The organism is Serratia bockelmannii, assembly GCF_051803255.1.
Classification (GTDB): domain Bacteria; phylum Pseudomonadota; class Gammaproteobacteria; order Enterobacterales; family Enterobacteriaceae; genus Serratia; species Serratia bockelmannii.
Window position 1 is genome coordinate 1239630 of sequence record NZ_CP196512.1, and the last position, 14898, is coordinate 1254527.

General features: G+C 59.6%; 14 protein-coding genes. 12 read left to right on the forward strand and 2 right to left on the reverse strand.

Features of this window, described 5'->3' with window-relative positions; all coding sequences use genetic code 11:
* Nucleotides 1-122: 122 nt before the first annotated feature.
* The 7 genes from pxpB to nei all read left to right on the forward strand — a co-directional run bounded on the left by pxpB (nt 123) and on the right by nei (nt 5744).
* The gene (pxpB, locus tag ACSJLU_RS05890; protein WP_025301874.1) at nt 123-779 is read left to right on the forward strand and encodes a 5-oxoprolinase subunit PxpB; all 657 of its coding nucleotides are present in this window, start codon (nt 123-125) and stop codon (nt 777-779) included.
* Nucleotides 773-1705, forward strand: a complete 933-nt coding sequence (pxpC, locus tag ACSJLU_RS05895; RefSeq protein ID WP_025301875.1) for a 5-oxoprolinase subunit PxpC — start codon at nt 773-775, stop codon at nt 1703-1705. Before pxpB ends, pxpC begins: the two co-directional genes overlap by 7 nt.
* Nucleotides 1695-2435: a 5-oxoprolinase subunit PxpA gene (gene pxpA / locus ACSJLU_RS05900; protein ID WP_043136590.1), complete on the forward strand. Its 741-nt coding sequence runs from the start codon at nt 1695-1697 to the stop codon at nt 2433-2435. The genes pxpC and pxpA overlap by 11 nt, the downstream gene beginning before the upstream one ends.
* A 62-nt stretch (nt 2436-2497) precedes the next feature.
* Nucleotides 2498-3229, forward strand: a complete 732-nt coding sequence (locus tag ACSJLU_RS05905) for a DUF969 domain-containing protein (RefSeq protein ID WP_016928734.1) — start codon at nt 2498-2500, stop codon at nt 3227-3229.
* On the forward strand, nt 3226-4245 hold the full coding sequence (locus ACSJLU_RS05910; protein WP_043136594.1) for a DUF979 domain-containing protein: 1020 nt from the start codon (nt 3226-3228) through the stop codon (nt 4243-4245). Before ACSJLU_RS05905 ends, ACSJLU_RS05910 begins: the two co-directional genes overlap by 4 nt.
* An 8-nt stretch (nt 4246-4253) precedes the next feature.
* On the forward strand, nt 4254-4898 hold the full coding sequence (gene pcp, locus ACSJLU_RS05915) for a pyroglutamyl-peptidase I (protein ID WP_016928732.1): 645 nt from the start codon (nt 4254-4256) through the stop codon (nt 4896-4898).
* A gap of 54 nt (nt 4899-4952) precedes the next feature.
* Complete coding sequence (nei, locus tag ACSJLU_RS05920) at nt 4953-5744, forward strand: endonuclease VIII (RefSeq protein ID WP_197823891.1); 792 nt, start codon at nt 4953-4955, stop codon at nt 5742-5744.
* Nucleotides 5745-5855: 111 nt separating this feature from the next.
* Here the strand turns inward: nei and tnpA are convergent, their stop codons facing one another.
* On the reverse strand, nt 5856-6314 hold the full coding sequence (gene tnpA / locus ACSJLU_RS05925; protein WP_141997679.1) for an IS200/IS605-like element IS1541B family transposase: 459 nt from the start codon (nt 6312-6314) through the stop codon (nt 5856-5858).
* 199 nt (nt 6315-6513) lie between these two features.
* A complete protein-coding gene (locus ACSJLU_RS05930; protein WP_016928730.1) occupies nt 6514-7806 on the reverse strand; it encodes a citrate synthase in 1293 nt (430 codons plus the stop codon).
* Between the two features lie 729 nt (nt 7807-8535).
* On the opposite strand from ACSJLU_RS05930, the gene sdhC reads away from it, so the two are divergent.
* The 5 genes from sdhC to sucA all read left to right on the forward strand — a co-directional run bounded on the left by sdhC (nt 8536) and on the right by sucA (nt 14849).
* Complete coding sequence (gene sdhC, locus ACSJLU_RS05935; RefSeq protein ID WP_004939893.1) at nt 8536-8925, forward strand: succinate dehydrogenase cytochrome b556 subunit; 390 nt, start codon at nt 8536-8538, stop codon at nt 8923-8925.
* The gene (gene sdhD, locus ACSJLU_RS05940) at nt 8919-9266 is read left to right on the forward strand and encodes a succinate dehydrogenase membrane anchor subunit (RefSeq protein ID WP_004939891.1); all 348 of its coding nucleotides are present in this window, start codon (nt 8919-8921) and stop codon (nt 9264-9266) included. Before sdhC ends, sdhD begins: the two co-directional genes overlap by 7 nt.
* Complete coding sequence (sdhA, locus tag ACSJLU_RS05945; RefSeq protein WP_015376974.1) at nt 9267-11033, forward strand: succinate dehydrogenase flavoprotein subunit; 1767 nt, start codon at nt 9267-9269, stop codon at nt 11031-11033.
* 16 nt (nt 11034-11049) lie between these two features.
* Complete coding sequence (locus ACSJLU_RS05950) at nt 11050-11766, forward strand: succinate dehydrogenase iron-sulfur subunit (protein ID WP_025301880.1); 717 nt, start codon at nt 11050-11052, stop codon at nt 11764-11766.
* Nucleotides 11767-12041: 275 nt separating this feature from the next.
* The gene (gene sucA / locus ACSJLU_RS05955) at nt 12042-14849 is read left to right on the forward strand and encodes a 2-oxoglutarate dehydrogenase E1 component (protein WP_049208652.1); all 2808 of its coding nucleotides are present in this window, start codon (nt 12042-12044) and stop codon (nt 14847-14849) included.
* Nucleotides 14850-14898 lie beyond the last annotated feature (49 nt).

Consider the following 14898-nt stretch of genomic DNA (forward strand, 5'->3'; position numbering starts at 1 on the left):
GGCTGAATCCTTTTATCGCGCTATTTCCTTATTTTCCTTATGGTTGCGTTCTATTGACAGCCGGGGCCGCGTCACGCATAACTGGTGTGTTTTTCATCGCGATAATAATAAGGAGAATAAGGGTGCAACAAGCACGTTATTACCTGTTGGGTGAAAGAGCGGTAGTGCTTGAACTGTCGCCGCCGGTGACCTTACCGAGCCAGCAGCGCATCTGGGCGCTGGCGGAAAAGCTGAATCACCACCCCGACGTGCGGGAAGTGGTGCCGGGGATGAACAACCTGACGCTGTTGCTGCATACGCCGCAGGCCGACGCCGAAGCGATGCTTGCGTTGCTGCAGCAGGGTTGGGAAAGCAAAGAGCGCCTGACGCCGGAGTCGCGCCAGGTGGATATTCCGGTGGTCTACGGCGGGGAGCAAGGCCCCGATCTGGATGACGTGGCGCGCCATACCGGCATGACCCCGCGGCAGGTGGTGGAATGCCACGCGGCGGCGGCCTATGTGGTCTATTTCCTCGGCTTTCAGCCGGGCTTCTCCTATTTGGGCGGCATGCCGGAAAAATTGGCGACGCCGCGCCGCGCCGAACCGCGTCTGGCGGTGGCGGCCGGCTCCGTCGGCATCGGCGGCGGCCAGACCGGCATCTATCCGCTGGTGACACCCGGCGGTTGGCAACTGATTGGCCGCACGCCGCTGGCGTTGTTCAATCCGCATGAAATGCCGCCGACGCTGCTGCGCCCGGGCGATAGCGTGCGCTTCGTGCCGCAGAAGGAGGGCGTATGCTGATTATTCTGCGTGCCGGCATCTATACCACGGTGCAGGATTTGGGCCGCGAGGGATTCCGCCGCCTGGGCATCAGCACCGGCGGGGCCTTGGATCAACCGGCGCTGAAGATCGCCAACCTGCTGGTGGGCAACGCGCCGGAGGCCGCCGGGCTGGAGATCACGCTCGGCCAGTTCAGCGCCGAGTTTACCCGCTCTGGCTGGATTGCCCTGACCGGCGCCGGCTGCGACGCGCAGCTGGACGGCAAGCCGCTGTGGACCGGCTGGCGCTACCCGGTGAAAAAGGGGCAGCGGCTGGCGCTGGGCACGCCGAAACGCGGCATGCGCAGCTACCTGGCGATCTCGGGCGGTATCGCCGTGCCGGAAATGCTGGGCTCGTGCAGCACCGACATGAAAGCCGCCTTTGGCGGCCACGAAGGCCGTAACCTGAAGGACGGCGATCGGCTGCCGCTGGGCAAATCAGCCGCTCAACCACAACATCGCTGCGGCGTGAAACAGCTGCTGTTCACCAACCGCATCCGCGCGCTGCCGGGGCCGGAGTACGCCGAATTCAGCGAAGAGGCGCAGGATACGTTTTGGCGCACCGCCTGGCAGCTCAGCCCGCAGAGCAACCGCATGGGCTACCGCCTGCACGGCGGTACGCCGCTGGAGCGCACCACCGACCGCGAGATGCTGTCGCATGGCCTGATGCCCGGCGTGGTGCAGGTGCCGCATAACGGCCAGCCGATCGTGCTGATGGCCGATGCGCAAACCACCGGCGGTTACCCGCGTATTGCCTGCGTGATCGAAGCCGATCTCTACCACTTGGCGCAGATCCGTCTCGGCGAACCGATCCACTTCGTTCTCTGCTCACTGACGGAGGCGCAGCGCGCCAAAGCCGAGCAGGATCTCTTCCTTCGACAGATTGCCTGGGGGTTACATGATCGTTGATTTGAACGCCGATCTCGGCGAAGGCTGCGCCAACGATCAGGCGCTGTTGCAATTGGTGAGCTCGGCCAACATCGCCTGCGGCTTCCACGCCGGCGATGCGCAGACCATGCGTCAATCGGTGCGCTGGGCATTGCAGTACGGCGTGGCGATCGGCGCCCATCCGAGTTTTCCCGATCGGGAGAACTTCGGCCGCACCCGCATGCAGCTGCCGCCGGAAACGGTGTACGCGCAGGTGGTGTATCAGCTCGGAGCGCTGGCGGCGATCGCCCGCGCTGAGGGGGGAGTGATGGTACATGTTAAGCCGCATGGCATGCTGTATAACCAGGCGGCGGTTGAACCGGCGCTGGCGGAAGCGATCGCCCGGGCGGTGCAGGCGGTCGATCCGGCGCTGCGGCTGGTGGGGCTGGCCGGCAGCGAGCTGATCCGCGCCGGGCAACGGCTCGGTCTGACCACCCGGCAGGAGGTGTTCGCCGATCGCGGTTATCAGGCCGACGGCACGCTGGTGCCGCGCGGTTTGCCGGGGGCATTGATCGAGGATGACGAACAGGCGCTGGCGCAAACGCTGGAGATGGTGCGCCATCACCGGGTGCGCAGCGTGGATGGCGTCTGGGCCGCCGTTCAGGCGGAAACTGTCTGCCTGCACGGGGACGGCGAGCATGCGCTGGCGTATGCGCGCAAGCTGCGGGACAGTTTTGTTCAACAGGGTATTCGCGTCAGCGCGGAGCAATAAAGCCGTAAAGCAAGACACAACATCACAAGCAAAAAACTATTAGAAAATATCGAGGGAAGACTATGGAACAGGCTGTGAATCTCTGGCCACTGATCGGCATCGCCGCCATCGTGGTCGGGTTTGTATTGCGTTTCAACCCGGTGCTGGTGGTGATCGCCGCCGGTATCATCACCGGTTTGGCGGCGCTGATGCCGCTGGACGTCATTCTGGAAAAGCTCGGCGAGGGCTTTCTCAACACCCGCAACCTGCCGCTGATCCTGCTGCTGCCGCTGGCGGTGATCGGCCTGCTGGAGCGCCACGGGCTGAAAGAGCGGGCGCAGGCGTGGATCGCCAAGATCAAAAGCGCCACCGCCGGCCGTTTGCTGATCGTGTACCTGTTCGTGCGCGAGATCACCGCGGCGATGGGGCTGACCAGCCTGGGCGGGCACCCGCAAATGGTGCGGCCGCTGCTGGCGCCGATGGCGGAAGGGGCAACGGAAAACCGCTATGGCGAACTGCCGGAGCGTACGCGCCACCGCCTGCGCGCCATGTCGGCCGCGACCGACAACGTCGGGCTGTTCTTCGGTGAGGATATCTTCGTGGCCTTCGGCGCGATCATCTTCATGCATAACTTTATGCTGGAGTCCGGCGGCATTCAGACCGAGCCGCTGCATATCGCGCTGTGGGGCATTCCGACCGCCATTTTCGCTTTCCTGATCCACGCGTTCCGGCTGTATCGGATGGATAAGCAGCTGAGCGCCGAGCTGGCGCAGCTGAATCAGGCGGCGCTGCAGGCGAAGGGGGAGGCGCGATGAACTTCCAGCAACAATATCTCTACTGGCTGGCCGGCGCGGTGCTGCTGATTGTGGCGGTGATGTCCTTCCGCGATCGCGCCAACCCGCGCCGCATCACCACCGGGCTGTTTTGGGGGCTGTACGGCCTGGTATTCCTGGTCGGCGACTGGACTTACCGCCTGCTGGGCGACGTGCTCGGCGAGGGCAGCAACGAAAAACGCATGCTGCACATCATCGTTGGCGCGGTGGTGGTGGTGATGGCCCTGATTGCCGGCTTCGGCGGCGTGCGCCTCGGCAGCTATCACCAGCGGACGCCGCAGGAGCGCGAGGCCAGCGCCAAGCGTTTGGGCAACAAGCTGTTTATCCCCGCACTGGCGATCCCGGTGGTGACGGTGATCGGCGTGCTGCTGTTCAACAACATTCCGGCGTTGCAAAGCGCGGTGTTCGGCAGCGGTAACCACGCGACGCTGATCACGCTGTTCTCGATGACCGTCGGCTGCCTGATCGGTCTGGCGATCGCGGTGAAAATGACCCATGAGAAGGCGTTGCAGCCGGTGCAGGAAGCGCGGCGCCTGCTGGATTCGATCGGCTGGGCGTTCATTCTGCCGCAGATCCTCGCCACGCTGGGTCTGCTGTTTACCGTCGCCGGCGTTGGCACTGCGATCTCGCATTTGACCCAGGAGTATCTGGCGGTCGATAACCGCTTTATCGCCGTGGCGGTCTACGCTATCGGTATGGCGGTGCTGACCATGGTGATGGGCAACGCCTTCGCCGCTTTCCCGATCGTTACCGCCGGCATAGGCATTCCGATCCTGGTATTGCAGCATGGCGGCAACCCGGCGGTGATGGCGGCGATCGGTATGTTCTCCGGCTATTGCGGCACCCTGATGACGCCGATGGCGGCGAACTTCAACATCGTGCCGGCGGCGCTGCTGGAGTTGCCGGACAAGAATGCGGTGATCAAGGCGCAGGTGCCGACCGGCGTGCTGTTGCTGTTGGTTAACGTGTTCCTGCTGTATTTCCTGATGTTCCTGTAGGAGTAAGGATGCAAAAAGTATTGATTACCGGCTTTGAGCCGTTTGGCGGAGAACGCCTTAACCCCTCCTGGGAAGTGGTGAAGCAGCTCAATGATATGGAGCTGGTCGGCACGCGCATCGTGGCGCGCCAGCTGCCGTGCGTGTTCGGCGCGGCGCTGGAGGCGCTCAATGCGGCGATCGATGAGGTGCAGCCGGTGATGGTGCTGGCTATCGGCCAGGCCGGCGGCCGCACCGATATCACGATTGAACGGGTGGCGATCAACGTCGACGATGCGCGCATTCCCGACAATCAGGGGCAGCAGCCGGTGGACGAGCCGATCGTCGCCGGCGGCCCGGCGGCCTATTTCAGCACCTTGCCGATCAAGGCGATGGTCAGTTCGATGCGCGAGGCCGGCATTCCGGCCGCCGTTTCGCAGACTGCCGGCACCTACGTGTGCAACCATGTGATGTATGGGCTGCTGCACCGTTTGAGCGGCCAGCGTGAGGTGAAGGGCGGCTTTATCCATATTCCGTACCTGCCGGAACAGGCGGCGGCCCACCCCGGTGCGCCGAGCATGGCGGCTTCGACGGTGCTGTTTGCGCTGGAGCTGGCCGTTTCCATCGCTTTGCAGGTGGAACACGATCTGAAAGTGGTGGGTGGCGCAACGCATTAATCAAGAACACTCCCGGCGCACCGGGCTGCGCCGGGTCTACGCAAGGAGTGGTCTATGCCGGAAGGACCGGAGATTCGCCGGGCGGCGGACAAACTGGCGGCGGCGGTGATCGATCAGCCGTTGACCGCCGTCGATTTCGCTTTTCCTCAGTTGAAACACTATCGCCAGCGTCTGATCGGCGAGCGTATCGTCGCCATCGAGCCGCGCGGCAAGGCGCTGCTGACCCATTTCTCCAATGGGCTGACGATGTACAGCCATAACCAGCTGTATGGCGTGTGGAAAGTGGCGGCGGCAGGAGAGACGCCGGAGACCAAACGCGATCTGCGGGTGCGACTGGAAACCGCCCGCAGCGCGATATTGCTCTACAGCGCTTCCGACATTACCGTCGGGCCGCGCGAGGAGGTAGAACAACACCCGTTTTTACAACGCATCGGCCCTGACGTGTTGGACATGTCGCTGACGGTAGACGCCGTGGCGGAGCGGTTGCTGACGCCGCGTTTTCGCCGTAGGCAGCTGAGCGGCATGCTGCTCGACCAGGCATTTCTTGCCGGATTGGGCAATTATCTGCGTGCCGAAATCCTGTGGCAGGCCGAACTGGCGCCGCAGCATAAACCGCAGGATCTGACGCCAGAGGCGCTGCGCCGTCTGGCGGAGGCGTTGCTGGCAGTGCCGCGCCTTTCCTACCAGACGCGCGGGCAGGCGGATGACAACCGGCATCACGGCGCGCTGTTTCGCTTCAAGGTATTTCATCGCAGCGGTGAGCCTTGCGAACGCTGCGGCGCGATGATTGTGCGCACCGAGCTGTCATCGCGGCCGTTTTATTGGTGCCCGGGCTGCCAGAAATAACCAAATAAATATCCTCCGGCATAGCCGGAGGTTTTTCATATGCGCCTATAAGGCTCTCTTGCCAGCTGCGCCCTAACAGGCGCATCGCGATCTGACATTTGCTTCTATCGGTTACTTCCGACCCGTAAACGGGCTACCTGGATAGGGGATCGACAACTGCTCACCCATCTTATCCTCTTCCAGTTGGTGCTTTATGTATTCTTGTATCTTGGCTGTATTTTTACCCACCGTATCAACGTAATACCCTCGACACCAAAACTCCCTGTTACGGTATTTGAACTTCAAATCCCCAAACTGCTCATAAAGCATCAGGCTGCTCTTGCCCTTCAGATACCCCATAAACCCCGATACACTCATCTTGGGGGGAATTTCCAGAAGCATATGGATGTGATCCACACAACATTCCGCCTCCAGAATATTCACGCTTTTCCATTCACAAAGCTTTCTTAAGATACTGCCAATTGCTCTGCGCTTTTCCCCGTAGAACACCTGTCTTCGGTACTTCGGCGCAAATACTATGTGATATTTACAGTTCCAGCGCGTGTGCGCTAAGCTCTTTTCGTCCCTCATAGGGACCCCCTTTTGATTTCTTGTTGAACGTTCGCAGTTGCCAGACCGCAAACTGTTTTAACAAATCAAAAGGGGTCTTTATAACTGGCTCAAAGCTGAAAGCTTTACGGAACCCCCAGCCTAGCTGGGGGTTTTTGCATACAAAAAAACGCCGCCCGAAGGGGCGGCGCTGTGCGGTTTCAGCCAGGAAAGCGGCGGCTTACTTGTTTTTCAGCTGGGATTTGAAATCACGCTCGGCATAGCCGGTGTACAGCTGACGCGGACGGGCAATTTTGATGCCTTCGTCGTGCATTTCGTTCCAGTGGGCGATCCAGCCGATGGTGCGTGCGATGGCGAAGATCACGGTGAACATGGAAGAAGGAATGCCCATCGCCTTCAGGATGATGCCTGAGTAGAAGTCGACGTTCGGGTACAGTTTCTTCTCGATGAAGTACGGGTCGTTCAGCGCGATGTGTTCCAGCTCCATCGCGACCTGCAGCAGGTTGTCGTCCTTCTTGTTCAGCTCTTTCAGCACTTCGTGACAGGTTTCGCGCATCACGGTGGCGCGCGGATCGTAGTTCTTGTACACGCGGTGGCCGAAGCCCATCAGGCGGAAGGAGTCGTTCTTGTCCTTGGCGCGCTTGATGAACTCTGGAATGTGCTCGACGGTCTTGATCTCTTCCAGCATTTTCAGCGCCGCTTCGTTGGCGCCGCCGTGTGCCGGCCCCCACAGGGAGGCGATACCGGCCGCGATGCAGGCGAACGGGTTGGCGCCGGAAGAGCCGGCGGTGCGCACGGTCGAGGTAGAGGCGTTCTGCTCATGGTCGGCGTGCAGGATCAGGATGCGGTCCATGGCGCGTTCCAGCACCGGGTTCACCACGTACTCTTCGCACGGGGTGGCGAACATCATGTGCAGGAAGTTGCCGGCATAGGACAGATCGTTGCGCGGGTAAACGAACGGCTGGCCCAGGGAGTATTTGTAGCACATCGCGGCCACGGTCGGCATTTTGGACAGCAGACGGAACGCGGTGATTTCGCGGTGACGTTCGTTGTTGACGTCCAGCGCATCGTGGTAGAACGCCGCCAGCGCACCGGTCACGCCGCACAGCACCGCCATCGGGTGCGAGTCGCGACGGAAGCCACGGAACAGATGGGTGATCTGGTCGTGGATCATGGTGTGACGGGTTACGGTCGTCTTGAAGGTTTCGAACTCTTCCGGCGTTGGGGTCTCGCCGTACAGCAGGATGTAGCACACTTCCAGGTAGGAAGATTCTTTCGCCAGCTGCTCGATAGGGAAGCCGCGGTGCAGCAGCACGCCTTTGTCGCCGTCGATGAAGGTAATCTTGGATTCGCAAGAAGCGGTGGAGGTAAAGCCGGGATCAAATGTGAAATAACCTTTGGAACCCAGAGCGCGGACATCGAGGACATCAGGGCCCAGTGTCGGTGTCAATACGCCCAGTTCGATCGGAGCTTCGCTGTCGTTAATGGTTAGCGTCGCTTTCTTATCAGTCATTTACTGTCTCCTTAGCGCCTTATTTTAAAAAACCACTAACAACTGAAATACCTTAAATCTCTGCAGGTTGCCCGCAAAAAATGGTGCGGACGCTAACTCTGTGAGCGACTGCGCAACTGTGCGCGGGTAGGGTACAGAGTGCTGACCAGGCGAACGAGACGGGTGACCAGTTGTTAACGATTCAGAGTAATTCGTTATAGTCTGTTAATCTTACCTATGAGCTGTTCGAAGAGATGTGAACCTATCCCAATAATCTGTTTTTATGTGCTTTATTTGCTTTTGACGCCGGCAAACTCGAGCGGGAAACAACGTCTATTGGGATAGGTTCGCCAAATACACTGTTGCATAACTCGAACCCGGGAGGAAGTGTATCTGCTGACCCATAGCGCATCATAGGACCGTTTGTGCCCCTATATGTAATGGAAATGTTGATCTCTTGTCAAATCAGATAATTAATTTTGCACTAATTGTGAAATCCGTGATCTGAATCACTGTTCGGGGGAAATGTTATCAAAGCGGTTGTATGAGAATTGTAATCAGAATGTGATCCTCCTATACTGCCGCCAGGTCTCCGGATTACCCTGAAGTAGGAGCACCCAGCGTTATAAATGCGCGCCGTTTGAGCACAGAGGATGTTGATGTTTGAGCGCGTGACGTGTAAGGGTTTTAGGCTCTTAACGCTGTCTGATCCCCGCCCAGGCCCGGAGGAAGGAAAATAATAAGAGCTGTGTGGGCAAATACGTGAAAAAACAACGACCTGTCAACTTGGATCTGCAAACGATCCGGTTCCCCGTAACTGCGATAGCGTCTATCTTACACCGAGTCTCTGGCGTAATTACCTTCGTTGCCGTGGGTATCCTCCTCTGGCTGCTGGGCCTGTCACTCTCTTCCCAAGAGGGGTTCCTGCAGGCGGCCGCCATCATGAATAGCTTCATCGTCAAATTCATATTCTGGGGCATCCTCACGGCGCTGGCCTATCACATTTGCGGTGGCATCCGTCACTTGTTAATGGATTTTGGCTACATCGAAGAGAGTTTGGCCGCCGGTACCCGTTCCGCCCAGGTGGCGATCGGTCTGACCGTCGTGCTGTCAGTTCTGGCTGGAGTCCTCGTATGGTAAACAACGTTTCTGCATTAGGGCGCAACGGCGTGCACGATTGGCTGCTGCTGCGTGCTTCCGCGATCATCATCACCCTGTACGTCCTGTATATCCTGGGCTTTTTCGTCACGGCTCCGGAACTCACTTATGACATTTGGCGCGGTTTCTTCGCCACTTCCATTACGAAAGTGTTCACTCTGCTGACCTTGCTGTCGATTCTGGTGCACGCCTGGATCGGGCTGTGGCAGGTGCTGACGGACTACGTCAAGCCGCTGGCGGTTCGCCTGGTGTTGCAGCTGGCTGTCGTGGTCGCGTTGCTGGTCTATTTACTGTACGGAACAATCGTAGTGTGGGGTGCTTAAATGAAACTGCCAGTCAGAGAGTTTGATGCCGTCGTAATCGGCGCCGGCGGTGCGGGCATGCGTGCCGCGCTGCAAATTTCCCAAGCGGGCTCGACCTGTGCCCTGCTGTCCAAAGTTTTCCCGACCCGTTCCCATACCGTGTCTGCACAGGGCGGCATTACCGTCGCGCTGGGCAACAGCCACGAGGACAACTGGGAATGGCATATGTACGACACGGTGAAAGGGTCCGACTATATCGGTGACCAGGACGCCATCGAATATATGTGTAAAACCGGCCCGGAAGCAATTCTGGAACTGGAACACATGGGCCTGCCGTTCTCTCGTCTGGACGACGGCCGCATTTATCAGCGCCCGTTCGGCGGCCAGTCGCTGAACTTCGGCGGCGAGCAGGCGGCGCGTACCGCAGCCGCAGCCGACCGTACCGGTCACGCGCTGTTGCACACCCTGTACCAACAGAACCTGAAAAACCACACCACCATCTTCTCCGAGTGGTATGCGCTCGATCTGGTGAAAAACCAGGATGGCGCGGTGGTCGGCACCACGGCTATCTGCATCGAAACCGGTGAAGTGGTTTACTTCAAAGCCAAGGCCACCGTGCTGGCGACCGGCGGCGCAGGCCGTATTTATCAGTCCACCACCAACGCCCACATCAACACCGGCGACGGTGTCGGCATGGCGCTGCGCGCTGGCGTGCCGGTGCAGGACATGGAAATGTGGCAGTTCCACCCGACCGGCATCGCTGGCGCGGGCGTACTGGTGACTGAAGGCTGCCGCGGCGAAGGCGGTTACTTGCTGAACAAACACGGCGAGCGCTTCATGGAGCGTTATGCGCCGAATGCCAAAGATCTGGCGGGCCGCGACGTGGTTGCCCGTTCGATCATGATCGAAATCCGCGAAGGCCGCGGTTGCGACGGTCCTTGGGGCCCGCACGCCAAGCTGAAGCTGGATCACCTGGGCAAAGAGGTACTGGAATCCCGTCTGCCGGGCATTCTGGAGCTGTCCCGCACCTTCGCGCACGTCGATCCGGTGAAAGAGCCGATCCCGGTTATCCCAACCTGTCACTATATGATGGGCGGCATTCCGACCAAGGTGACCGGCCAGGCGCTGACCGTGAACGAGAAGGGTGAAGACGTGGTGATCCCGGGGCTGTTCGCCGTGGGCGAAATCGCCTGCGTATCGGTGCACGGCGCCAACCGCCTGGGCGGCAACTCGCTGCTCGACCTGGTGGTGTTCGGCCGTTCCGCCGGCATGCACCTGCAGGAATCGCTGGAAGAGCAGGGCGTGAGCCGTGACGCCAGCGACTCCGACGTGGAAGCCTCGTTGGACCGTCTGAACCGTTGGAACAACACCCGTTCCGGTGAAGACCCGGTCGAAATTCGCAAAGCGCTGCAGTCTTGCATGCAGCACAACTTCTCGGTATTCCGTGAAGGCGATGCGATGGCCAAGGGCCTGGAAGAACTGAAAGTGATCCGTGAACGTCTGAAGAACGCACGCCTGGACGATACCTCCAGCGAGTTCAACACCCAGCGCATCGAGTGCCTGGAGTTGGATAACCTGATGGAGACCGCGTATTCCACCGCTGTGTCGGCCAACTTCCGTACCGAGAGCCGTGGCGCACACAGCCGCTTCGACTACCCGGAACGCGATGACGCCAACTGGCTGTGCCATTCGCTGTATCTGCCGCAATCGGAAAGCATGACGCGTCGTGAAGTGAACATGCAACCGAAGCTGCGCCCGGCATTCCCGCCGAAAGTGCGTTCTTACTAATTGCGGAGATCGACAGATGAAACTCGAATTTTCCATTTATCGCTACAACCCGGATGTCGATGACGCGCCGCACATGCAGGATTACACCCTGGAAGCGGAAGAAGGTCGCGACATGATGCTGCTGGATGCGTTGATCCAGTTGAAAGAAAAAGACCCGACCCTGTCGTTCCGTCGCTCATGCCGTGAAGGCGTATGCGGTTCCGATGGCCTGAACATGAACGGTAAAAACGGCCTGGCGTGCATCACCCCGATTTCGTCGCTGCGCAAAGGCAACGGCAAGATCGTGATCCGTCCGCTGCCGGGCCTGCCGGTGGTGCGCGATCTGGTGGTGGATATGGGCCAGTTCTATACCCAGTATGAAAAGATCAAGCCATACCTGCTGAACGACGGCAAGAACCCGCCGGCGCGCGAGCACCTGCAGTCGCCGGACCAACGCGCCAAGCTGGACGGTCTGTACGAGTGCATCCTGTGCGCCTGCTGCTCGACCTCTTGCCCATCGTTCTGGTGGAACCCGGACAAGTTCATTGGCCCAGCCGGTCTGTTGGCGGCGTATCGCTTCCTGATCGACAGCCGTGACACGGAAACGCAAGAACGTTTAGATGATCTGGACGACGCTTTTAGTGTTTTCCGCTGCCATAGCATTATGAATTGTGTCAGTGTATGTCCTAAAGGCTTGAACCCGACGCGTGCGATCGGGCATATCAAGTCCATGCTGCTGCAACGCGGCGCATAAACGGAATGAGATGCTGCGCCGGGCTCTTTTCCGGCGCACATCCCATAGGGGAGGGAACCTCTAAAAACTGACCCGCGGCTGCGGCGCTATGCAGCCTGGTTCTTCCGCCGGTTTTTAGAGGTTCCTTGTAAGGGACCGCAAGGTCCATAACAGAACGTATCGGGCCGTCATGGCCGCAAGTACGTCGAGTGAACCGTTTTACGGCAAACCGTATTCATCACGGTAATTATGTTAACCACGGCGAAAACTAAAGCTTCAAAGCTTAAGGGATCATGATGCAGAACGGCGCAATGAAGGCCTGGCTGGATTCCTCCTATCTGGCGGGCGCGAACCAGTCTTACATAGAACAGCTCTATGAAGACTTCTTAACCGATCCGGGTTCCGTTGAAGATAGCTGGCGTTCCATTTTTCAACAGCTACCAACCGCGGGTGTCAAACCCGATCAGCTTCACTCTCAAACGCGCGACTACTTCCGCCGCCTGGCGAAAGACTCCGCGCGCTACAATACCACCATCACCGATCCGGAAACCGACGCCAAACAGGTCAAGGTACTGCAGCTGATCAACGCCTTCCGCTTCCGCGGGCATCAGCATGCCAACCTCGATCCGCTCGGCCTGTGGCAGCGCGAGCAAGTTCCTGACCTTGATCCCGCTTACCACAACCTGACCGAAGCCGATTTCCAGGAAACCTTCAACGTGGGCTCTTTCGCCATCGGCAAAGAAACCATGAAGCTGGGCGATCTGTACGCCGCGCTGAAGCAGACCTATTGCGGGTCGATCGGTGCTGAGTACATGCATATCACCAACACCGAAGAGAAACGCTGGATCCAGCAGCGCATCGAATCGGTGGTGGGGCGCGCCAGCTTTACCGCCGACGAAAAACGCCGTTTCCTGAACGAGCTGACTGCGGCGGAAGGCCTGGAACGCTACCTGGGCGCCAAATTCCCGGGCGCCAAACGCTTCTCGCTGGAAGGCGGCGACGCGTTGGTGCCGATGCTGAAAGAGATGGTGCGCCACGCCGGTAAGAACGGCACGCGCGAAGTGGTGTTGGGCATGGCCCACCGCGGCCGTCTGAACGTGCTGATCAACGTGCTGGGCAAAAAGCCGGCCGATCTGTTCGACGAATTCGCCGGTAAGCATAAAGAACACCTCGGCACCGGTGACGTGAAATATCACCAGGGCTTCTCTTCCGACGTGGAAACCGAAGGCGGCATGGTTCACCTGGCGCTGGCGTTCAACCCGTCGCACCTGGAGATCGTCAGCCCGGTGGTCATGGGCTCGGTACGTGCCCGTCGCGATCGTCTGGACGAAGCGCGCAGCAACATGGTGCTGCCGATCACCATCCACGGCGACGCCGCCATCACCGGCCAGGGCGTGGTTCAGGAAACCCTGAACATGTCTCAGGCTCGCGGTTACGAAGTGGGCGGCACCGTGCGTATCGTCATCAACAACCAGGTTGGCTTCACCACCTCCAACCCGCTGGATGCGCGCTCTACCGAATACTGCACCGACATCGCCAAAATGGTTCAGTCGCCGATCTTCCACGTTAACGCGGACGATCCGGAGGCCGTGGCCTTCGTCACCCGCCTGGCGTTGGATTTCCGTAACACCTTTAAGCGTGACGTGATGATCGATCTGGTCTGCTACCGTCGCCATGGGCACAACGAGGCCGACGAGCCGAGCGCTACCCAGCCGGTGATGTATCAGAAGATCAAGAAACACCCTACGCCGCGCAAAATCTACGCTGACGTGCTGACCGAGCAGAAAGTGGCCAGTCTGGAAGATGCCACGGAAATGGTCAACCTGTACCGCGACGCGCTCGACCGCGGCGATTGCGTGGTTGAAGAGTGGCGTCCGATGAACCTGCACTCCTTCACCTGGTCACCGTATCTGAACCATGAGTGGGACGAGGAGTACCCGAGCAAGGTTGAGATGAAGCGCCTGCAAGAGCTGGCACGTCGCATCAGCACCGTGCCGGAAGCGATTGAAATGCAGTCGCGCGTGGCGAAAATCTACGCTGACCGCGCCGAGATGGCGTCGGGCAACAAGCCGTTCGACTGGGGCGCTGCCGAAACGCTGGCTTACGCGACTATGGCGGATGAAGGCATCCCGATCCGCATCTCCGGTGAAGACGCCGGCCGCGGCACCTTCTTCCACCGTCACGCGGTGGTGCACAACCAGAAAAACGGTTCCGTCTATGTTCCGCTGGCGAATATTCACAGCGGCCAGGGCGAATTCAAGGTCTGGGACTCCGTGCTGTCTGAAGAGGCGGTGCTGGCGTTCGAATACGGCTACGCCACGGCGGAACCGCGCACGCTGACCATCTGGGAAGCGCAGTTCGGTGACTTCGCCAACGGCGCACAGGTCGTTATCGACCAGTTCATCAGCTCCGGCGAGCAAAAATGGGGCCGTATGTGCGGCCTGGTGATGCTGCTGCCGCACGGCTATGAAGGCCAGGGCCCTGAGCACTCTTCCGCGCGTCTGGAACGCTATCTGCAGCTGTGCGCAGAGCAGAACATGCAGGTGTGCGTCCCGTCTACGCCGGCGCAGGTTTACCATATGCTGCGTCGTCAGGCGCTGCGCGGTATGCGCCGTCCGCTGGTGGTGATGTCGCCGAAGTCGCTGCTGCGTCACCCGCTGGCGATTTCTTCGCTGGACGAGCTGGCCAACGGCACCTTCCTGCCGGCGATCGGCGAGATCGACGACTTGGATCCGAAAGCGGTCAAGCGCGTCGTGCTGTGCTCCGGCAAGGTCTACTACGACCTGCTGGAACAGCGTCGCAAGAACGAGCAGAAAGACGTGGCCATCGTGCGTATCGAGCAGCTGTATCCGTTCCCGCATCAGGCCGTGCAGGCCGTGCTGGAACAATACTCGCACGTGCATGATTTCGTCTGGTGTCAGGAAGAGCCGCTGAACCAGGGCGCCTGGTACTGCAGCCAACACAACTTCCGTGAAGTGGTGCCGTTCGGGGCTTCTTTACGTTACGCAGGACGTCCGGCCTCCGCCTCTCCGGCGGTGGGCTATATGTCCGTACACCAGAAGCAGCAGCAGGCTCTGGTGAACGACGCGCTGAATATTGACTAATGTTCGCTCGCTTGCTGGCCGAGGGCCGGCAAGCAGATGATAAAAAACT

Coding starts and splice junctions, on each gene's coding strand:
- pxpC (WP_025301875.1), top strand. CDS start 773: ATGCTGATTATTCTGCGTGCCGGCATCTATACCACGGTGCAGGATTTG.
- pxpA (WP_043136590.1), top strand. CDS start 1,695: ATGATCGTTGATTTGAACGCCGATCTCGGCGAAGGCTGCGCCAACGAT.
- ACSJLU_RS05905 (WP_016928734.1), top strand. CDS start 2,498: ATGGAACAGGCTGTGAATCTCTGGCCACTGATCGGCATCGCCGCCATC.
- ACSJLU_RS05910 (WP_043136594.1), top strand. CDS start 3,226: ATGAACTTCCAGCAACAATATCTCTACTGGCTGGCCGGCGCGGTGCTG.
- pcp (WP_016928732.1), top strand. CDS start 4,254: ATGCAAAAAGTATTGATTACCGGCTTTGAGCCGTTTGGCGGAGAACGC.
- nei (WP_197823891.1), top strand. CDS start 4,953: ATGCCGGAAGGACCGGAGATTCGCCGGGCGGCGGACAAACTGGCGGCG.
- tnpA (WP_141997679.1), bottom strand. CDS start 6,314: ATGAGGGACGAAAAGAGCTTAGCGCACACGCGCTGGAACTGTAAATAT.
- ACSJLU_RS05930 (WP_016928730.1), bottom strand. CDS start 7,806: ATGACTGATAAGAAAGCGACGCTAACCATTAACGACAGCGAAGCTCCG.
- sdhD (WP_004939891.1), top strand. CDS start 8,919: ATGGTAAACAACGTTTCTGCATTAGGGCGCAACGGCGTGCACGATTGG.
- sdhA (WP_015376974.1), top strand. CDS start 9,267: ATGAAACTGCCAGTCAGAGAGTTTGATGCCGTCGTAATCGGCGCCGGC.
- ACSJLU_RS05950 (WP_025301880.1), top strand. CDS start 11,050: ATGAAACTCGAATTTTCCATTTATCGCTACAACCCGGATGTCGATGAC.
- sucA (WP_049208652.1), top strand. CDS start 12,042: ATGCAGAACGGCGCAATGAAGGCCTGGCTGGATTCCTCCTATCTGGCG.